The sequence below is a fragment of the Rhodocista pekingensis genome, assembly GCF_042665545.1.
Lineage (GTDB): Bacteria > Pseudomonadota > Alphaproteobacteria > Azospirillales > Azospirillaceae > Rhodocista > Rhodocista pekingensis.
On record NZ_JBHTCM010000009.1, the window covers coordinates 134,728 to 152,851 of the forward strand.

The 18,124-nt window shown below is 71.8% G+C and carries 17 protein-coding genes; 2 read left to right on the forward strand and 15 right to left on the reverse strand.

Annotated features, from left to right (window positions below):
* Positions 1–4: 4 nt before the first annotated feature.
* The 6 genes from ACFQPS_RS08070 to ACFQPS_RS08095 all read right to left on the reverse strand — a co-directional run bounded on the left by ACFQPS_RS08070 (position 5) and on the right by ACFQPS_RS08095 (position 3,843).
* Positions 5–676, reverse strand: coding sequence for a F0F1 ATP synthase subunit A (locus tag ACFQPS_RS08070; protein WP_377357984.1), 672 nt, complete (start codon positions 674–676; stop codon positions 5–7).
* A complete protein-coding gene (locus tag ACFQPS_RS08075; protein WP_377357985.1) occupies positions 673–978 on the reverse strand; it encodes an N-ATPase subunit AtpR in 306 nt (101 codons plus the stop codon). The genes ACFQPS_RS08070 and ACFQPS_RS08075 overlap by 4 nt, the downstream gene beginning before the upstream one ends.
* Positions 975–1,265 carry an AtpZ/AtpI family protein gene (locus ACFQPS_RS08080; protein ID WP_377357986.1) on the reverse strand — a complete coding sequence of 97 codons (291 nt, stop codon included), beginning with the start codon at positions 1,263–1,265 and terminating at the stop codon, positions 975–977. Before ACFQPS_RS08080 ends, ACFQPS_RS08075 begins: the two co-directional genes overlap by 4 nt.
* Positions 1,262–1,708, reverse strand: coding sequence for a F0F1 ATP synthase subunit epsilon (locus tag ACFQPS_RS08085; protein WP_377357987.1), 447 nt, complete (start codon positions 1,706–1,708; stop codon positions 1,262–1,264). Before ACFQPS_RS08085 ends, ACFQPS_RS08080 begins: the two co-directional genes overlap by 4 nt.
* Positions 1,705–3,177 (reverse strand): F0F1 ATP synthase subunit beta, encoded by a 1,473-nt coding sequence (gene atpD / locus ACFQPS_RS08090; protein WP_377357988.1) that lies wholly within the window; start codon positions 3,175–3,177, stop codon positions 1,705–1,707. The genes ACFQPS_RS08085 and atpD overlap by 4 nt, the downstream gene beginning before the upstream one ends.
* Positions 3,178–3,249: 72 nt before the next feature.
* Positions 3,250–3,843: a hemerythrin domain-containing protein gene (locus tag ACFQPS_RS08095; RefSeq protein WP_377357989.1), complete on the reverse strand. Its 594-nt coding sequence runs from the start codon at positions 3,841–3,843 to the stop codon at positions 3,250–3,252.
* Positions 3,844–4,115: 272 nt separating this feature from the next.
* Between ACFQPS_RS08095 and ACFQPS_RS08100 the strand changes: the two genes are divergently transcribed.
* On the forward strand, positions 4,116–6,395 hold the full coding sequence (locus ACFQPS_RS08100) for a nitric-oxide reductase large subunit (protein WP_377357991.1): 2,280 nt from the start codon (positions 4,116–4,118) through the stop codon (positions 6,393–6,395).
* Between the two features lie 96 nt (positions 6,396–6,491).
* Here ACFQPS_RS08100 and ACFQPS_RS08105 read toward each other — a convergent pair whose 3' ends face one another.
* The 5 genes from ACFQPS_RS08105 to ACFQPS_RS08125 all read right to left on the reverse strand — a co-directional run bounded on the left by ACFQPS_RS08105 (position 6,492) and on the right by ACFQPS_RS08125 (position 12,162).
* Entirely contained in the window at positions 6,492–7,217 is a 726-nt protein-coding gene (locus ACFQPS_RS08105; RefSeq protein WP_377357992.1) for a Crp/Fnr family transcriptional regulator, read from the reverse strand.
* A gap of 153 nt (positions 7,218–7,370) precedes the next feature.
* Positions 7,371–8,573, reverse strand: coding sequence for an NnrS family protein (locus tag ACFQPS_RS08110; protein ID WP_377357993.1), 1,203 nt, complete (start codon positions 8,571–8,573; stop codon positions 7,371–7,373).
* Between the two features lie 84 nt (positions 8,574–8,657).
* A complete protein-coding gene (locus tag ACFQPS_RS08115) occupies positions 8,658–9,224 on the reverse strand; it encodes a TlpA family protein disulfide reductase (RefSeq protein ID WP_377357994.1) in 567 nt (188 codons plus the stop codon).
* Positions 9,199–11,316, reverse strand: coding sequence for a TonB-dependent receptor plug domain-containing protein (locus ACFQPS_RS08120; RefSeq protein ID WP_377357996.1), 2,118 nt, complete (start codon positions 11,314–11,316; stop codon positions 9,199–9,201). The genes ACFQPS_RS08115 and ACFQPS_RS08120 overlap by 26 nt, the downstream gene beginning before the upstream one ends.
* 414 nt (positions 11,317–11,730) lie before the next feature.
* On the reverse strand, positions 11,731–12,162 hold the full coding sequence (locus ACFQPS_RS08125; RefSeq protein WP_377357998.1) for a c-type cytochrome: 432 nt from the start codon (positions 12,160–12,162) through the stop codon (positions 11,731–11,733).
* Positions 12,163–12,507: 345 nt separating this feature from the next.
* Between ACFQPS_RS08125 and ACFQPS_RS08130 the strand changes: the two genes are divergently transcribed.
* Positions 12,508–13,566, forward strand: a complete 1,059-nt coding sequence (locus ACFQPS_RS08130; RefSeq protein ID WP_377358000.1) for a glycosyltransferase — start codon at positions 12,508–12,510, stop codon at positions 13,564–13,566.
* On the opposite strand, the gene ACFQPS_RS08135 is transcribed toward ACFQPS_RS08130, so the two are convergent.
* From ACFQPS_RS08135 to ACFQPS_RS08150, 4 genes are read right to left on the reverse strand one after another with little or no spacing between them, the layout of a single operon-like run.
* A complete protein-coding gene (locus ACFQPS_RS08135) occupies positions 13,527–14,687 on the reverse strand; it encodes an NAD(P)/FAD-dependent oxidoreductase (RefSeq protein WP_377358001.1) in 1,161 nt (386 codons plus the stop codon). The two genes, ACFQPS_RS08130 and ACFQPS_RS08135, sit on opposite strands and share 40 nt — an antisense overlap.
* A gap of 37 nt (positions 14,688–14,724) precedes the next feature.
* Complete coding sequence (locus tag ACFQPS_RS08140; protein ID WP_377358003.1) at positions 14,725–15,996, reverse strand: methyltransferase domain-containing protein; 1,272 nt, start codon at positions 15,994–15,996, stop codon at positions 14,725–14,727.
* Positions 15,997–16,039: 43 nt separating this feature from the next.
* Positions 16,040–16,789: an SDR family oxidoreductase gene (locus ACFQPS_RS08145; protein WP_377358005.1), complete on the reverse strand. Its 750-nt coding sequence runs from the start codon at positions 16,787–16,789 to the stop codon at positions 16,040–16,042.
* The gene (locus ACFQPS_RS08150) at positions 16,790–18,115 is read right to left on the reverse strand and encodes a DUF4910 domain-containing protein (RefSeq protein ID WP_377358006.1); all 1,326 of its coding nucleotides are present in this window, start codon (positions 18,113–18,115) and stop codon (positions 16,790–16,792) included.
* Positions 18,116–18,124 lie beyond the last annotated feature (9 nt).

Sequence of the window (18,124 nt, forward strand, 5' to 3'; positions counted from 1 at the left end):
AGTCTCAGCCTTTCTCGATGCTGCCGACCGCTCCGCCGATGAAGACGGCGGCCAGGATGGTGAAGATGTAGGCCTGGATCAGCCCCAGCAGGATCTCCAGCGCCATCAGCGGCACCGGGACGAACAGCCCGGCCAGCGCCAGGATCATGGCGATGACGAACTCGCCGCTCATGACATTGCCGAACAGGCGGACCATCAGGGAGAAGGCCCGCGTGACCTCCGCCAGCAGGTTCAGCGGCAGCATCAGCACGGTCGGTTTCGCAAAGCTGGCAAGATAGCCGCCGGGGCCGCGCCGCAGCACGCCCCAGACCTGCACCGACAGGAAGGTGATCAGCGCCAGCGCCGCCGCCGTCTCCAGCGCCGCCGTCGGCGCCTTCATCCCCGGCACGATGCCGGAGAGGTTCGCCACCACCAGATAGAGGAAGAGCGTGCCCAGCAGCGGCAGATAGGGGCGCGAGCTGGTCTGCATCGTCTCGTCGAGCTGCTGCTCGATCGTCGTCACCACCAGCTCGACCAGGGACTGTCCGGCGCCGGGGCGCAGGGCCAGCCGCCGGGTCGCCAGGGCGGACCCGATGACGAGGAACGCCATCAGTCCCCAGGTCGTCACCACCGGCAGCGTCACCGGCACCGGGCCGACGCTGAACAGCACGGGCGTCAGCAGCGGGGATTCGGTCATGCCACACCTCCCGGTTCCGCGACCCCGGGCCGCACCGTCAGGCGCCGCGCCGCCAGGAACCCGGCGAAGCCGGCCAGCAGCGCCGCCGCCCCCGCCTGCGCGGCCAGGACGAACAGGCCGCCGGCCAGCAGCAGCCGGCCGGCATGCAGCAGCAGCGGCAGGACAACCCCGCGGCCGGCCAGCCAGAGCCGGGCGTTCAGCCGCAACGCCCGGAAATAGACGATGCCCCCCGCCAGACCGGCCGCGAGTGCGGCCAGCGCCATCAGGGCCGTGGGCATCCAGGGCTGTGCCAGCACGATCATCGCTCCTCCTGCCGGATACGCTCCCAGGCCATCCAGCAGCCGGCCCCCAGCCCGCCGACCAGCAGGGAGATGGTCCAGAAGGCCCCGACGCCGCCGTCCAGCCAGCGGCCCAGGAACAGCCCGCCGACACCGGGCAGCACGATGGCCCAGCCCAGCGATCCGACCAGGGCGAGGTTGCGCCCGAGCGGCCGCTCGCCCTCCCGTTGCCAGCGTTCGCGCCGGTCGCGGCGGCGGCGGACGTCGTTGCTCAGATGCTCGTTGCCGTGGTTGCCGTCCGGACCGCTCATCCTTCCGCCCCCTCCTCGCGCAGCGCCCGCCGGGACGGCCCGCCGCCATCGGGCCGAAGATAGCCCAGCATGTGCCGCAGGGCCGAAACCTGCAACTTCCGGGCGCCGCTCCGGGCCTCCTGCTCCTCCCGCTCGCGCACGGAGAAGCTGTCGCGCACCTCATGCTCCAGCCGGCCCAGATCGTCGCCCGGCACGGCTTCTCGCGTGGCGACGGCGACCGTGTGGCCGCCGCTGACGGTCAGCACCCCGCCGCGCACGGCGCAGTAGCCCTCGCTCCCGTCCTCCCGGCGCCAGATCACGACGGACGGCACCAGGGCGGTCAGGAAGTCGGCATGGCCGGTGCGGACACCGAAGCCGCCGGACGGGTCCTCCGCCCGCACCTGCACCACGCCCGCAACGTCGACGGCGACGGCGGTCGGGGTGGTGATGCTCAGCCGCATCATCCGGCGCTCCCAGCGGCCTTGCCGCCGGCGACGGGCGTGGCGGACGGGGCGGACCTGCCGTCGGCCGCCTCCTTCTCCCGCGCCTCGGCCAGGGTGCCGACCATGTAGAGGGAGGATTCGGCCCAGTCGTCCGTCTGCCCGTCCAGGATGGCGCGGCAGCCGGCCAGCGTCTCCGCCCGCGGCACGCTGCCGCCCTTGCGGCCGGTGAAGGCCTCGGTCACGGCGAAGGGCTGGGTCAGGAACCGTTGCAGCCGCCGCGCCCGCTTCACGGCCAGCCGGTCGGCCGGGCTCAGCTCCTCGATGCCCAGCAGCGCGATGATGTCCTGAAGTTCCCGGTAGTGCGACAGCAGCGCCCGGACATCCTCCGCCGTCCGGTAGTGTTCCTCCCCCACGACCAGCGGGTCGAGCAGGGCGGAGGAGGAGGCGAGCGGATCGACCGCGGGATAGAGCCCCTCCGCCGCCATGGACCGGGACAGCACGATGGCGCTGTCCAGATGGCCGAACAGTTCGGCCACCGCGGGGTCGGTGAAGTCGTCGGCGGGCACGTAGACGGCCTGGATCGCCGTCACCGTGGCGCCGGGGACGGAGGCGATGCGCTCTTCCAGCTCGGCGATTTCGGTGATGAGCGTCGGCTGGTAGCCGACGCGCGACGGCAGCCGGCCCAGCAGGCCGGAGACCTCCGCTCCCGCCTGCACGAAGCGGAAGACGTTGTCCATCAGCAGCAGAACGTCGCGGCGGGCCTCGTCGCGGAACCACTCGGCGATGGTCAGCGCCGTCAGCCCGACCCGCCAGCGTGCGCCCGGCGGCTCGTTCATCTGCCCGAAGACGAGCGCCGTGCGCTCCAGCACGCCGGAACGGCGCATCTCCTCCAGCAGTTCCTGACCTTCGCGGGAGCGTTCGCCGATCCCGGCGAAGACGGACAGCCCGGTCTGCTGCGCCACCATGTTGTGGATCAGCTCGGTGACCAGCACGGTCTTGCCGACGCCGGCGCCGCCGAACATGCCGCCCTTGCCGCCGCGCGCCAGCGGCGCCAGCAGGTCGATGACCTTAATCCCCGTCTCGAACACGTCGCGCCGCGGCGTCTGGCCGGCCAGCGGCGGGGCGGGGCGATGGATCGGCCAGCGCGGCGCGTCGGCCGTGACAGGCTCCCCGGCGTCGCCGGGCCGGCCCAGCACGTCCACCAGCCGGCCGAGCAGGGCCTCGCCCACCGGCACCGACAGCGGTGCGCCGGTGCGCCGGGCCGGCGTGCCCCGGGCCAGCCCGCCGGTCGCGGCCAGCGCCAGGGCCCGCACCGTGCCGGGATCGAGATGCGCATGCACCTCGCAGATCAGGGGCTCGCCGGCATCCCAGAGGACCTCCACCGCCTCGTTCAGGGCAGGCAGGGCCCCCGGCGGGAAGGCCAGATCAATGACCGATCCCCTGACGGAGACGACACGGCCGTCGGGGGACTGGGGAAGCATGTCCGGCATCGCAGCAGGCCAGGTTCTTGCGGGCAGTGCAGCGAAGGTGCCACGTCTCCGGCGCTAACCCCGTGATCCAGATCACAAACGGATGAAATTCACCCCGCTGGCGGAGGATGCCGCCGCGTAACGCGGGAACAGGACGTCATTCTCCAGCATGACGTGGTTGCGCGCCTCGGCCACGAACCGGCCCAGCCGTTCGCACAGGCCGGTCCAGGTGCCGCAGGCACCCGGCGGGGCGGTGCCGGCCAGATCCTCCAGCCGGTCGAGTTGCTCCAGGAAATCGTCATGCTCCTCCACCATGCAGGAGATCGGCCCGGCGATGACCGGGGAGCCGCCGACCAGCATCATGGGGAAGAGCACCTCCTCCTCCTTCTCCATATGGCTCTCCAGCTCGTCCCGCACCGCCGCCAGCAGGTCGGCCAGTCCTTCGGGGCAGGCGGCGTGGCCGGCATGCGCCTGCTCCACCCGCCGGGCGAGGGGGATCAGCTCGGCCAGATCGCGCCGGTGCCCGGTATGGTGGCGGTCCAGGATGTGGCGGATCAGGTCCGGCGTCTCCAGGACCGCCGCTTCCGCCGCCGTCAGCCGGGCGGACCCGCTGTCCTCCTCCCCGACCTCCGGGGGCCGCGGGGGGACGTTCCGTGCCATGCCGAACCGTGAGAAATCGGCGACCATCTCCTGCTCCCTGACTGTTTCGCCGCCGCGCGCCGCGGCGGTCCCGGCGCACCAGGCCACAGGGAAGGCGCGCGCTCTTTGTCGGCGCGCAAACCGGAACGCACCGGCCGGGTAATCTTTGCGGGCCCTCGGGTCCACCACGCTTTCAGGTTGTCCCCGGACAAAGAGCGCCTGCCGCCGCCGGCCTTAGGGTCCGCGCATTCCGGCGGGCCGACCCGGCGCCGCCGACAAGGCCGGGCGGTGGACGCCCGGACCGATGAGGAACCCCGACGATGCAGACCAGAAGACTATGGCTGGTCCTGGCCCTGGTGATGGCGGCCTCCTTCGCCGCGCTCGGGCTGATGGGCCGGCAGATCCACCGCGAGGCGCCCCCCATGCCGGAGGCGGTCGTCCGCGCCGACGGCAGCGTTCTCTTCAGCCGCGACGACATCGAGCAGGGCCGGCTCGCCTGGCAGTCCATGGGCGGCATGCAGGTCGGCTCCATCTGGGGCCATGGCGGCTATCTCGCACCGGACTGGTCGGCCGACTGGCTGCACCGCGAGGCGGTGGCGCTGCTCGACCTCTGGGCGGGTCGTGAGCGCGGCATGCCCTTCGCCGTGCTCGACGCGGAGGCGCAGGCGGGCCTGACCAGCCGGCTCAGCCGCGAGATCCGCACGAACAGCTACGACCCGGCCGCCCGCACCATCACCGTGTCCGACGACCGCGCAGCGGCGATCCTGGCCGTGGCCGGGCATTATGAGCGCCTGCTGGGCGACGATCCGACGATGACGCCGCTGCGCGAGCAGTACGCCATCGCCGACAACGCCGTGCCCGATGCCGGCCGCCGCGCCGACATCGCCGCCTTCTATTTCTGGACGGCCTGGGCCGCCGGCACCGACCGCCCCGGCGACAGCGTCACCTATACGAACAACTGGCCGCACGAGCCGCTGATCGGCAATACCGCCACCACGCCCAACGTGATGTGGTCGGTGCTCAGCGTCGTGCTGCTGGTGGCCGGCATCGGCGCGCTGGTCTGGCACCATGCCCGCACCCGGCACGAGGACGCGCCCGTGCCCCCGACCGCGGACCCGCTGCTGGCGCTGCGGCCGACGCCCTCCATGCGCGCCACGCGCAAGTACTTCGTCACCGTGATCGGCCTGTTCCTGGCCCAGGTGACGCTGGGAGCGCTGACCGCGCACTACGCGGTGGAGGGGCACGACTTCTACGGCATCCCCCTGTCGCAGCTCCTGCCCTATGCGGTGACCCGCACCTGGCACACCCAGCTCGCCGTGTTCTGGATCGCCACCGCCTGGCTGGCCACCGGCCTCTACATCGCCCCCGCCGTCTCCGGCCATGAGCCGCGCTTCCAGCGCCTTGGCGTCAACGTGCTGTGGGCGGCCCTGGTGCTGGTCGTCGTCGGCTCCCTGGCGGGCGAATGGCTGGGCGTGCAGCAGGCCTTCGACCTGGATACCAACTGGTGGTTCGGGCACCAGGGCTGGGAGTATGTCGATCTCGGCCGCTTCTGGCAGATCCTGCTGTTTGTCGGGCTGATGCTCTGGCTGGTGCTGGTCGGCCGGGCGCTCTGGCCGGCGCTGAAGGTGCCGTCGGAAAGCCGGCCCGTGCTGTGGATCCTGTTCCTGTCCACGGTGGCCATCGGGCTGTTCTATGCGGCCGGCTTCATGTGGGGCAAGCACACCCATATCAGCATGGTCGAGTACTGGCGCTGGTGGGTGGTTCACCTGTGGGTGGAGGGCTTCTTCGAGGTCTTCGCCACGGCCGTCGTCTCCCTGATCTTCGTCCGCCTGGGCCTTGTCCGTGCCGTCACGGCCAACGCGGCCGTGCTGGCCGGGACCATCGTCTTCCTGACCGGCGGCGTGCTGGGCACGGCGCACCACTGGTACTTCTCCGGCACCCCGGTCTCGGTGATCGCGGTGGGGGCCGTCTTCTCCGCGCTGGAGGTGGTGCCGCTGGCGCTCGTGGGCGCCGAGGCGTTCGAGACCTACCGCCACACGAAGGCGGCGCCCTGGGTGCAGGCGTACCGTTGGCCGATCCTGTTCTTCGTGGCGGTGTCCTTCTGGAACCTGCTGGGGGCCGGCGTCTTCGGCTTCCTGATCAACCCGCCGATCTCGCTCTACTACGTGCAGGGCCTGAACCTGACCGCCAACCACGGGCATGCGGCGCTGTTCGGGGTGTATGGCATGCTGGGCATCGGGCTGATGCTGTTCTGCCTGCGCGGCCTGCTGCACCGCGGCTGGAGCGACGGGCTGCTGCGCACCGCCTTCTGGGCGCTGAACGCCGGGCTGGCGATGATGACCTTCCTGTCGCTGTTCCCGGCCGGGGCGGTGCAGGCCTGGGCCAGCATCCGCTACGGCCTCTGGTACGCCCGCTCGGCCGAACTGGTCCACTCGCCCCTGATGGAGACGCTGGTCTGGATGCGGGTGCCCGGCGACATCGTCTTCAGCGCCGGCGCCCTCGTGCTGGCCCTGTTCGTCTGGCGGCTGGTCCGCGGCGGTGGCCGGGCCGGGGCGAAGGACGCGGCAGGGCAGGGCGGGGCCGCCGTGCCGGCGGAGTGACCGCCCGCACAGCCTGATCCCGCAAGGGGGAGGGCTTTGTTTGGGGGGAGGGGCTCCGGCTCCTCCCCCGTTCCGTTGTCTGCCGGTGTCCGGCGGTCAGGGGCGCTTCGGGGCGGGGGGCAGGTCCTCGGCGATGGCGAGCAGCCGGTCGGGCCGGGCCACCACCACCTGCTGCCGGCCGCCCTCCACGATCCCTTCCGATTCCCAGCCGCTGACGATGCGGCTGACGGTGTGCAGGGTCGTTCCCGTCATCTCCGCCAGGTCCTGGCGGCTCAGCGGGAAGTCGATCTCGACGCCGGCCTCCACCGGCTTGCCGGCCTGCTTCGCCAGCCGCAGGAGCGCGTGCGCCACCCGGCGCTCCACCCGCTGGGTGGACAGCTCGCGCAGGCGGGTCTGGAGGTCTTCCAGCCGGTTGCCCAGCATGCCCAGCGTGTTCAGGGCGATCTGCGGATGCTCCAGCATCAGCCGCAGCATGGCGTCGGCGGACCAGACGATCTCCACGCTGTCCGTCAGGGTGACGGCATCGCCGGGATAGCCGCTCTTCAGGAACATGGCGAGCGTGCCGTACATCTCGCCCGGCCCGACGAACTGCACCACCACCTGCTGGCCGTCCGGCCCGGTCTGCTGGATCTTGATGCGGCCGTCCAGCAGCGCGTGGCAGGTCAGGGCCTTGGCCCCCTGCATGAAGACGGTCGTGCCCTTCGGCACCAGCCGCGTCTGCCCGGCGGCGATCACCGCCTCCAGGGCCTCCAGCGGCAGCCCGTCGAACATCCTCATGCCGTTCAGGACGGCGGCATCCGGCTTCAGCGGTGGTTTCGGCATGGCCTCTCCTCCCCAGGTCCCGATGGAAACGGGCTCGATGGAAACCAGGGCGCGGGCCCGAGGTCCCGTTCTTCTGCAAAGACAGAAAGCGCCCCCCGTTTCCGGGAGGCGCCTGCTCCGGTCCCTGCCGTCCGGCGGGTCAGCGCGTCAGGATCAGCCCGGCCGGCCGTCCGCCCGCGCCAGCAGCAGGATCGGTGCATAGACGATGCAGTAGAGCACGAAGGCCGCCGTCCAGCACAGGCCGGACAGGGCGAACGCCGTCTGCGGGTCCGGCAGCAGCGGCGCCGCCAGCCGCGCCAGGGCCGCCAGGGTGATCAGGAGATAGGCCGCCGTCACCGGCCGGGCCACCACCAGCGCGCGGCCCGTGTGCCCCAGCGAGGCCCGCGACATCACCGCCAGGATCATGGTGGAGAAGGCGCCGATCGTCACGGCATGGGCCCAGGCGGCGCCGATCTCCAGCCCGCCCAGCAGCCACGCCGCCTGCAACAGCAGTCCGGCCGGCACCCAGGCATAGCCCAGATGCAGCACCCACAGGATGGGCTGGTCCAGGGTGCGCAGCCCGTGCCAGCCGGCCAGCCGCAGCGCGTGCGCCCCGGCCGCGGCGGCCGCGACCGCCCCCTCCAGCCGGGAGTCCGGCGCCAGCAGGCCGACCGGGATCAGCAGGACCAGCAGCCCCAGGGCCGCCCGGTCCAGCCAGGGCCGTTGCACGATCTCCACCCCCCGGCCCTCACGTTTCAGCGCGCTGGAGGTGAAGGACGGCACGATCCGGCCGCCGATCAGCGCCACCATCAGCAGCACGATCCCCAGCGCAAGGCGCTTGCCAGCCTCGCCTCCGCCGGCCAGCAGGCCCAGCCGCTCGGCATGGAACAGGGCGCTGCCGAGCGTCAGCAGCGCCAGCATGCCGATGAAGACATAGTTGCGCCGGTTGCCCGCCCGCACGATGGACGGGAGCACCAGGGCGGCCAGGGCGGGCAGGAAGGCGGTGTCGATCAGCGCCGCCGCCAGGGGCGGCACCGGCAGGAACGGGCTCATCGCCAGCCGGCCCGCCAGCCACAGCGCGGCCAGGGCCGCCAGCGGCGGTCCGCCATAGCCCCGCGCCCCCGTCCAGTTCGGCACGGCGGTCAGCAGGAAGCCGGCGATGGCGGCGGCGACGAAGCCGTACAGCATCTCGTGCCGGTGCCAGGCGACGGGGTCCGCCGGCATCCAGGGCACCGCCCCGGCCATGACGGCCAGCCAGGTGGCGACAGACGCCACGGCATAGAGTCCGGCCCCCAGGAAGAAGGGGCGGAAGCCCGCGGCGAACAGGGCGACTCCCCGTCGCCCGGGCAGCGGGAGGGTTTCTGCGGCGCTCGGCATGGTCCGGTTTCCCTGTCGGAATCTGTCCGGACCCTAGCGGCGGGGGCCGCGCCGGTCTTTGTCCGCGGGCAAGTCCGCGACGGGTCAGGGGGCGGCCGTCACCGCCGCGGCCAGGGCCTCCAGCGCGGCCCGGCCCTGGAGGCCGCGCCGCTCCCCGACGATGCGGCCGTCGGGGGCCACGGCGAACAGCCGCGGCGTCCCCTCCGGATCGCCCAGGGCCGTCAGCAGGGCCGGACTCCCGCGGTAGGCCGGCACCCCGGCCCGCGCCCGGCGCAGCTCGGCCAGCAGGTCCGGGGTCCGCCCGTGCAGGGAGACGGCGGCGACGGCGATCTCCGGATGCGCGGCGGCGAACCCCTCCAGCTCCCGGAACTGCACAAGGCAGTGCGGGCAGTGCGGCTGGAACAGCACCACCAGCGCCGGCCGGTCGCGGAACCGCTCGAAGGGCGGCGCGCCCTCCAGCGGCTGCGCCGGCAGGTCGAACAGGCCGGCCGCGGGGGCGGCCGGCGCCAGCGGCCCGGCGGCGGCACCGGCCGGGGCGGACCCCGGCGCCAGCACCGTCGCCGCCAGCAGGATCGCGGCCAGCAGGGACCCCGGCAGCAGGGCCCCCGGCAGCAGGGACCGCGCCCTAGAAGGAGAAGCGGGTGCCGGCATAGAGTTCGCGTCCCCGCAACGGTCCGTAGATGTAGGCGACGTCGAAGCCGCCGTCGGGCTTGTAGAAGAGGGGCGTCTCCTCATCCTTCACCTGGGTGTAGTCGAACAGGTTGCGGCCGCCGACATAGAGGGCGATGTCCTCGGTGACGGCGTACTCGATGCGCGCGTCCACCGTGACGAAGGCGTCTGCCCTGGTCGCCTTCGGGATGGTCAGCCCGGCATCCTCGTAGCCATCGTAGCCGTAGTCCTTCAGGTTGCGCGGCCCGATCCAGGTCATGTTCACGTCGATGTCCCAGGCGCCCGGGTGCCATTCCAGCCCCAGGATCGCCCGCTCCTCGATCGGGGCCACGCCGAAGATCGAGCGCATCACGTCGTCGTGCTCGAACTTCTCCAGGGTCAGCGACAGGTCCAGCGCGTCGGTCAGCTTGTAGCCGATGTCGATCGTGCCGCCATAGGCATGCCCGGTCTCGTCGCGCTGGGTCAGCACCGGGACGGCCCTGCCGTCGATCTCCACCTCGTCCAGCGCCGCCAGATTGTCGATGGCGGTCCAGGCCAGCGCCGCCGTCCAGTTCAGCCGCTCGCCCGTGTAGCTCAGGGCATAGGTGAGGGAGGTGGATGTCTCAAGTTCGTCCACCTCGATCAGGAAGCCCTGGCCGGCATCCAGGATGCCGTGGTCGGACTCGAAGAAGGACAGCGGCGCGCGGTAGCCGCGGCCCGCCGACACGCGGGAGGTCCACTGGTCGGAATGCTGGTAACGCAGGTCGATGCGGGGCGAGACCATCGTCTCGTCGATGTCCGTGCCCGGCCGCTGGGCGTCGATGAAATCGGCCTCGACCCAGTCCAGCCGCAGCGCCGTGGCGACCTCAAGCTCGCGCAGCGGCGTCCAGGTGTGCTGCACGAACAGGCCGTTGGTCAGGTAGTCGAAGCTGTCCGAGATGTAGTTCGGGTTGCCCCGGGCGGCGTCGGAGTCCGAGCGTAGCGTCTCGTCGCGCCGGTCGCCGCCGACGGTCAGCAGGTGGTCGGCGTCGATCGACCAGTTCAGCCGGCCCGTCAGGTACAGCATCTTGTTGTCGGCGCGGTAGTCGAAGCCCTCGTAGAACGAATCCTGGTCGTGCTTCGACCAGCTCACCCCCAGGTCGGCGTTCAGGTCGTCGGTCAGTTCCTGGAAGTAGCGGCCGGACAGCTCCTTGCGCTTGGTCTCGATCCACTCCGTGGTTTCCCAGGGCTTGCCGATGTAGCGGTTGCGCACGTCGCCACCGGCGAACAGGCGGTCGGACGGGTCCGGCGAGGTCCGGAAGCCGTCCAGGGTCGCGCCGATCGATGCCGTGGTGTCGCCGATCACGGGGCCGCCGAACACCTCGGACCGGGTGTAGGCGCCGCGCAGGGACACGGTGCTGCCCCGCGTCGGGTCGAAGGAGGCGCGGGCCGTGTAGTTGGTGTTCTCCAGGAACGGGCTTTCGCTGACGCCGTTGTCGTCGCCGTCCACCTGGTCGCGCTCGTCGTGCTGGGCGCTGAAGAGCGCTCGGAACAGCCCGTCCTCGCTGGCGTAGGTGGCGACGGCGTCACCCTGGCGGTAGCCGAAGCTGCCGCCGGCGGCGTTGACCGTCACCCCGGTGGAGGTCGGGTCCTGGGTGACGATGTTGATGGTGCCGCCGATCGCCTCCGGGGCGGTCAGCGAGGCGCCGGCGCCGCGGGCGATCTCGATCCGCTCGACGCCCGCCATGGACAGCGCGTCGGGACCGTAGAAGCCGGACACCAGCGTGTGCGCCGGCAGCCCGTCGATCAGGAAGGTCGTGTGCTGGCCGCCCAGGCCGTTCAGCATGACGCGCTTGACCGCGCACATGGAGCATTCGTTGTTGACGCGGACGCCGGGGCTGAACTGCAACGCCTCGGACAGCACGGCCGACTGGGTGGCCCGCAGCTCCCCCAGCCCGACCACCTCGGTCTGCTGGATCGTGTCCGCCAGCTTTCCCGCTTCCAGGGCCCGCGCCCGCGCGGTGATCACGATCTCCTCGACATCAGGCCCGGGGGCCTGTGCCTCGTGCGCCGCGGCAGCATCCGTCATCGCCAGGACGGCAAGGGCCGTCCCCATCCACTTCCGCATCCTGTCGACCTCAACTCGATAGCGGTTGACCTTGGGCCCTGCTTATATGCAAATGCGAGCGATTCGCAATACTGGATGTGACGGATGCGACAGCCGGAACACGATCCCGGTCCGGAGCGACTGGCGGAAAATTGCGGAAGATGGCCGGAAACTCGCAGAAAGGTGGCGCGAAATCCCGGCCTCGCCGACGGGCGCATTGACCGGACCGGCCGGTGCGGCCCGGTGTCGCAGGGGCTGCGGGGCGCTGCGGAGATCGCCCCGTACAGGGGGCGGAACGGCAAAGGGATGCCGCATCGGCCGATGCGGCATCCCTTGCGGGCGGCCCGTGGGGGCCGCGGACCTTGCGGGACCTCGCCCCTCAGGGCGCGCCCGGTCGTCCGGACCTCGGCAGGAGGCCGGACCTCAGTTGGAGAAGGTCTTCAGGTAGGCGATGACGTCCTTGCGCTCCTGCTCGTTCGGGAGCTTGAACACCATCTTCGTGGAGCCCTTGGCCGCGTCCGGGTTGCCGGCGTCGGTCACGAACTTGCGCAGGAAGGCGTTCGGGTCCGGCAGGTAGGCCATGATGTTCTCAGCCGTCCAGTGCAGGCCGGCTTCGCCCGCCGCGTGGTTCAGGGCGGAGTAGCTGAACCCCGGCGCGACGCCAGCCTGACGGCCGACGACACCGGTGAGGACCGGACCGACGAGGTTCTTGGCATCCGGGCCGATCCGGTGGCAGGCCATGCACTTCTTGAACACGGCTTCGCCCTTGACCGGATCGCCATCCTGAGCCAGCGCCCCGCTGGCGGAAAGCGCGACAAGCCCGGACAGGGCCAGGGTGGCGAACGACTTCTTCACTGCTGCTTCCCTTCGCTCGGTTGACTGTCCGGGGGCCGTCCCCGGGAACGCGGCACTCTGGCGGTAGAATGGCGTCCTCATCCTTTCGAGAGGATGAAAGCCATTTCATAATTCCGTCATGGCGGGGCCAGGCCCGGAGCCGGGCCGGTTCGCTTCAGGAGGGGCCTGCCAACCGTCCTAAGCCGTCCGGTGCAGCCTTCGCCCCTGATCTCCGACGCAAGGCAGGATGGCATGCCGTTCGATTTTGCGGCGCCATGGCCGACATCCTGCGCACCGCTCCTTCCCGTCGCCTCCGTCCGCCGGTCACGATGGGGCGGTGCCCACCGGAACACGGGCCCAGCAAGCATGTCCGAGACGGTCACCGCCCTTGTCGTGACGTACAACCGCTTCGAGCTTCTCCTGCTCACCCTCGGCGCGCTCCAGGCCCAGACGCGGCCGGTGGACCGCATCGTGCTGCTGGACAACGGCTCCAGCGACGGGACGTTCGCGCGCCTGCTCGCCTCGGGGCTCGATCTCCGCCGCGTCGATTATGTCCGGCTCGATTCCAACCGCGGCCCGGCGCGCGGCTTCTGGCAGGGCATGTCCTATGCCGTCGCCGACGGGGCGGACTGGGTCTGGGTGATGGACGACGACGTGCTGCCCGATCCGGACTGCCTGGAGAGCCTGCTGCGCGCCCTGGACAGGCTGCCGCCGCCGGCGGCGCTGGGCTATCTCCAGAGTCGCGTGGTGGGGGAGGACGGCCGTTCCCAGAACACGCCGGAGGTGGCCTGGCGGACGGAGGACGGCAATTATCCCGACTGGGAGCGGCTGCTGAAGCACGGCATCGTCGCCACCAGCAAGGCGGCGCTCACCTCCACCCTGATCCCCCGCACGACGCTGGAGCGGTTCCCGCCACCCTCGCCGGATTTCTTCATGTGGGGGGAGGATTCGGACTTCACCCTGCGCGTCACGGCCGATCTGCCGGCCTTCCTGATCGGCGCCAGCCGGGCGGTGCATCTGCGCAGGATCGCCCGGCCGGTGAACCCGCTGACGGAGACCGACCCGGTCCGGCTGCGCTACATGCGCTACAAGTGCCGCAACAACGTCTACATCCGGCGGCGCTACTACGGCTTCTGGCCCATGATGGACTGCCTCTGGGGGGCCGGCAGCCAGTTCGTGCGCGCGCTGGTCCGCGGCAACCTGCCGGCGGCCAGGGCGCTCGCGCTCGGCACCCTGTCCGCCTTCCGGTTCCGGCCCCGCCTGACGCCCGCCGCCGATCCCGCCCTGATGGCGGAGCACCGGGTGCTGCTGCGCCAGGGCCAGCGGGTCGGCCGCCCGGATGGCGCGCGCCCGGACGGGACCGCCACCCTCTCCGACGTGCCGGACTACGCCCCCACGGCGGACGCGGCGGCCCTGTCGCCCTGAGACCCGGCCCCCGCGTCCTCCTCCAGCAGCAGGGCGGCGACCATCCGGCCGATGGCGAGGGAGGCCGTCAGCCCCGGCGATTCGATCCCGTAGAGGTTCACCAGACCCGGCACCCCGTGTCCGCGCGGCCCCTGGATCACGAAGTCGGCGTCGGGCTCGCCCGGTCCCACCACCTTGGGCCTTATGCCGGCATAGCCCGGCTGCAACGCCCCGTCGGGCAGGCCCGGCCAGTAGCGCCGCACCGCCGCGTAGAAACGGTCGCCGCGGGCCGGTTCCACCCTGTAATCGATGTGATCGACCCATTCCACGTCGGGGCCGAAGCGGACCTGTCCGCCCAGGTCCAGCGTGGCGTGGACACCCAGGCCGCCCGGTTCCGGCACCGGGTAGACGAGGTGGCTGAACGGGTGCCGTCCGGTCAGGGAGAAGTAGCTGCCTTTCGCCATCCAGCGGCGGGGGATCGTCTCCGGCGGCAGGCCGCGCAGGTGCCCCGCCACCGCCTGCGCCTGAAGCCCGGCGGCGTTGACCAGCAATGCCGCGCCGATCCGGCAGGGCTCCGCCCCGCCGACGGTCAGGACGAAGCCGTCGCCCGTCACCTCCCCGGCCTCCAGCGGGCTGCCCGGCACCACGGCGGCCCCGTGCCTCTCCGCCTCGTGGCGGTAGGCCAGCATCAGGGCGTGGCTGTCGATGATGCCGGACGACGGCGACCAGAGGGCGGCCGTGCAGACGACCTCCGGTTCCAGCTTGCGCACCCGGTCCGGGCCGATCAGCTCCAGGTCCGTCACCCCGTTCGCCTCGGCACGGGCGCGGATCGCTGCCAGCCGGTCCGCCTGGGCGGGGGACGTGGCGACGATCAGCTTGCCGCAGGCCCGGTGCGGCACGTCCCGCTCACGGCAATAGGCGTAGAGCGCCTGCCGCCCCTCGACGCAGAGGCGCGCCTTCAGCGATCCCGGCGGGTAGTAGAGGCCGGCATGGATCACCTCGCTGCTGCGCGAGCTGGTCCCGGTGCCGATCATCGGCTCCGTCTCCAGCACGATCACCTCGCGCCCGGCCAGGGCCAGGGCGCGGGCGACGGCCAGCCCGACCACGCCCGCGCCGACCACCACCGCGTCCACCCGCTCCATGGGCAGCCTCCCGCTCCTGTCCCGCGCCGCCGCGCCGTCAGCCGGCCAGCGCGCCGATCTTCACGGCGGCCGGGGCTGCGCCGTCGGTCACCGTCGGCGTCGGCACCGGCAGGATGAAGCGGCCGCCGGCCTCGGCAAAGGCCCTTTGCTGCGCCATGATCTCCCGCCCGAAGTTCCAGGCCAGGATCAGCAGATAGTCCGGCCGGTCGCTCTCCAGCGCCTCCACCGGGCGGATGGGCAGCCCCAGCCCCGGCATGTGGCGGCCCACCTTGTGCGGGTTGCGGTCCACCACATAGTCCAGGGCCGTATGGTCCAGCCCGGCATAGTTCAGCAGCGTGGCCCCCTTGGCCGCGGCGCCGTAGGCGGCGATGCGGGCGCCCTGTGACCGCAGCCCGCCGACCAGGGCGCGCAGGTCCTCGCGCACGCGGGCCACCCGCCCGGCGAAGTCGGCATAGAAGGGCAGCCGGTCCATGCCCAGCCGGCGCTCCTCCGCCATCAGGGCGGCCAGCCGCGGCGAGGCACCCGGACGCCGGCTGACCGTCAGCCGGAGCGAGCCGCCGTGGATGTCCAGCCTCTCCACCTCGTTCAGGTGCAGGCCGTGCCGGCCGAACAGGGGCTCCAGCGCCGTCAGGGAATAGTAGAAGACATGCTCGTGGTAGATCGTGTCGAAGGCGCAGCTCTCCACCAGATCCAGCAGGTAGGGGAACTCGAACTCGGCGATGCCCTCGTCCTTCAGCAGCAGGGCGAAGCCCTCGACGAAGCCGTTGATCCCCTCGACATGGGCCAGCACGTTGTTGGCCAGGATCACGTCGGCCTGCTTCCCCTCAGCAGCCAGCCGGCGGGCCAGATCGGCGCCGAAGAAGTCCCCGACCGTCGGCACGCCGATCGCCCGCGCCGCGGCGGCGGGACCGGCGGCCGGGTCGATGCCCAGGACGGGGATGCCGGCCGCCGCGAAGTTGCGCAGCAGATACCCGTCGTTGCTGGCGACCTCCACCACCAGACTGTCCGGCCCCAGCCGGCGGTCGCCGATCAGCCGCAGGGCATGGTCCCGGCTGTGCGCCAGCAGGAAGGGCGAGACGGAGGAGTAATAGGGGTAGTCGCGGCCGAACAGCTCCGCCGGCGGGATGGTCTCGGTCACCTGCACCAGGGTGCAGGCGCCACAGAAGGCGACCGCCAGCGGGAAGCGGGGCTCCGTCTCGCCGATCCGCTCCGGCTCGACCAGCGCGTTGGCGATCGGCTGCATCCCGAGGTCCAGGATGGAGGTCAGGTCGGTGCTGCCGCAGGATCGGCACTGGTGAAGCTGGCTCATCGGAAGAACGCTCCTGGCGTGCGGGGAATGTCGGGGAAACGGGTCAGGCGGTGGCCGGCCCGGCGGCGGGCGAGGGATCGGGCGGGCGCCCCAGGGGACGGATGGTGATGTCCGACACCTCGGCCGTGCGCGGCAGGGCCAGGGCCGCCATCACCATGGCGGCGATGTCGTCGGGCCGGATGAAGGCGTCCGGATCGTAGGCGTGGCCCTTCGCCGCCTGGATCGCCTGCTGCATCGGCGTGGCGGTCGATCCGGGATAGACGGACAGCACGCGGATGCCGCTGCCCTGGATCTCCAGCCGCAGCGTGTCTGCCAGCGCCCGCAGCGCGTGCTTGGAGGCGGCATAGGGGCCGACATGCTCGGCCACGTCCAGCCCGCGGGTCGAGTTCAGGAACACGACCATGCCCTGCGCCGCCCGCAGCCGCGGCAGCAGCAGCCGGGTCAGCAGGGTCGGGGCCTCGACATTGACGGCCAGCAGGGTGCGCAGCGTGCCGTCGTCCGTCGCCTCCCAGGGGCCGCTGTCATGCACGCCCGCGGCATGCACGATCAGGTCGAGCCGGGGCAGGGCAAGCGCCGCGTCCGCCAGAAGACCGACGTCGCGGGCAAGATCGCAGGCGTGATGACGCGCCCGCCCCGGCGGCAGTGTGTCGGCCAGCGCCGCCAATGCGGGGCCTGAACGGGCGGAGAGCAGCAGGTCCATGCCGGCCTCCGCCAGCCGGCCCACCAGGGCGCGGCCGATGCCGCCGGTGGCCCCGGTGACCAGCGCCAGCGGCCGCTCTCCCGCTGCGAACATTCAGGCCGTCTCCACGATCAGCCCGGCCTCTGCGGCGAGGGCGGCGGCATCGCGCAGCTCGCGGAAGCTCAGGCCGCTGTGCTCCGCCATGTCCAGCAGGGAGCGCGTGCCGTCGGCAAGGTTCAGGACCCAGAGCAGGGACTCCTGGCAGGCGGCACCCTGCTGCGCGCTGAGCAGGCGGTAGAGGCCGCGCCGGCCGAGCTGCGGTTCGCCGCGGCCGTCCACCCGCCGCCAGACGCGGTCCGCCTCCAGCAGGTCCAGCACCTCGCCCAGCACCTCGTAGCTCTCCTCCAGCGCCTCGGGGCGCACCAGATCCAGGTTGTCGGCGGAGGTGTGGTACTCCGGGAAGCCGCGGTCGGGGGAGCGCATGAAGCAGCCCACCGGCAGGTCGAAGCCGGGCGACCCGTACTGGCGCTCATCGTAGCCCGTCGGCCTGAACGGCCTCACGTCCAGGGAAATGCCCCGGTCGCGGCAGACCTGGGCGACGGCGCGGTCGATCACGGCGTCGCCGCGCCGGCTGCGCTTGTAGTGGAAGCCGCCGGGATCGCCGACGCAGGTCAGCACCAGCCCGTGCCGGATGCGGTCCAGCGTCGGTTCGTTCCGGGCCAGCCAGGTGATGGCGCCGATGGTGGCCGGCACGAAGACGAAGCGGTAGCTCAGCCGCCGCGGTCGCCTCAGCCCCCCCTGGGCCAGCACCCGCTGCGCCAGCCAGGTCGCCACGGCGATGCCGGACAGGTTGTCGTTGGCCAGACTCGGGTGGCAGCAATGGGCATGGATCAGCACCTCGTCCGTGCTCTCCCCCGGCACCAGCAGGTCGCCGTAGGTCAGGCTGCCGGGGGCGAGCGTGCTGTCGATCACCACGCGGTAGGCGTCGTCCGTCATGGACTCCCAGAGCCGGTGGGTGACGCAGAAGCCCCAGGAGTTGGCGAAGTAGCCGGTGTGGTAGGGGATCAGGTCCGGCTTGTCGGGCAGGGTATGGACGTGCCGGGCCAGCTCCGCGCGCGGCAGCACCGCGTCCACGGGCCGGCTGTAGCCGACGACGTGCAGGGTGCTGTCGCGGAAATCCACCAGCGTGCGGCCGTCCAGGCTCTCGATCCGGGCAGCGCGGATCGTCCATTCGTCCGGCACCGTCCAGTCCAGCACGTCGGTGCCGCTCGGCACCTCGTGGACCTGAAGGGGAATCCGGCCGGCGATCCGCTGGATGGTCTCGCGCAGGCCCGGCCCCGTGATGCTGCGGCAGAGCGGGAACAGCTCCCGCATGAAGGCATGCATGGCGGCGCCGGGGGACAGATCCGGGCGCGTCTCGCTGGGAACGGCGATGTCCATGGTCGGGCC

What these genes read in the sequence shown, in the direction of transcription:
- ACFQPS_RS08095 (WP_377357989.1), bottom strand. Translation starts at nt 3,843, where the DNA reads ATGGTCGCCGATTTCTCACGGTTCGGCATGGCACGGAACGTCCCCCCG.
- atpD (WP_377357988.1), bottom strand. Translation starts at nt 3,177, where the DNA reads ATGCCGGACATGCTTCCCCAGTCCCCCGACGGCCGTGTCGTCTCCGTC.
- ACFQPS_RS08150 (WP_377358006.1), bottom strand. Translation starts at nt 18,115, where the DNA reads ATGGACATCGCCGTTCCCAGCGAGACGCGCCCGGATCTGTCCCCCGGC.
- ACFQPS_RS08110 (WP_377357993.1), bottom strand. Translation starts at nt 8,573, where the DNA reads ATGCCGAGCGCCGCAGAAACCCTCCCGCTGCCCGGGCGACGGGGAGTC.
- ACFQPS_RS08105 (WP_377357992.1), bottom strand. Translation starts at nt 7,217, where the DNA reads ATGCCGAAACCACCGCTGAAGCCGGATGCCGCCGTCCTGAACGGCATG.
- ACFQPS_RS08120 (WP_377357996.1), bottom strand. Translation starts at nt 11,316, where the DNA reads ATGGGGACGGCCCTTGCCGTCCTGGCGATGACGGATGCTGCCGCGGCG.
- ACFQPS_RS08100 (WP_377357991.1), top strand. Translation starts at nt 4,116, where the DNA reads ATGCAGACCAGAAGACTATGGCTGGTCCTGGCCCTGGTGATGGCGGCC.
- ACFQPS_RS08115 (WP_377357994.1), bottom strand. Translation starts at nt 9,224, where the DNA reads ATGCCGGCACCCGCTTCTCCTTCTAGGGCGCGGTCCCTGCTGCCGGGG.
- ACFQPS_RS08135 (WP_377358001.1), bottom strand. Translation starts at nt 14,687, where the DNA reads ATGGAGCGGGTGGACGCGGTGGTGGTCGGCGCGGGCGTGGTCGGGCTG.
- ACFQPS_RS08130 (WP_377358000.1), top strand. Translation starts at nt 12,508, where the DNA reads ATGTCCGAGACGGTCACCGCCCTTGTCGTGACGTACAACCGCTTCGAG.
- ACFQPS_RS08080 (WP_377357986.1), bottom strand. Translation starts at nt 1,265, where the DNA reads ATGAGCGGTCCGGACGGCAACCACGGCAACGAGCATCTGAGCAACGAC.
- ACFQPS_RS08145 (WP_377358005.1), bottom strand. Translation starts at nt 16,789, where the DNA reads ATGTTCGCAGCGGGAGAGCGGCCGCTGGCGCTGGTCACCGGGGCCACC.
- ACFQPS_RS08075 (WP_377357985.1), bottom strand. Translation starts at nt 978, where the DNA reads ATGATCGTGCTGGCACAGCCCTGGATGCCCACGGCCCTGATGGCGCTG.
- ACFQPS_RS08070 (WP_377357984.1), bottom strand. Translation starts at nt 676, where the DNA reads ATGACCGAATCCCCGCTGCTGACGCCCGTGCTGTTCAGCGTCGGCCCG.
- ACFQPS_RS08085 (WP_377357987.1), bottom strand. Translation starts at nt 1,708, where the DNA reads ATGATGCGGCTGAGCATCACCACCCCGACCGCCGTCGCCGTCGACGTT.
- ACFQPS_RS08140 (WP_377358003.1), bottom strand. Translation starts at nt 15,996, where the DNA reads ATGAGCCAGCTTCACCAGTGCCGATCCTGCGGCAGCACCGACCTGACC.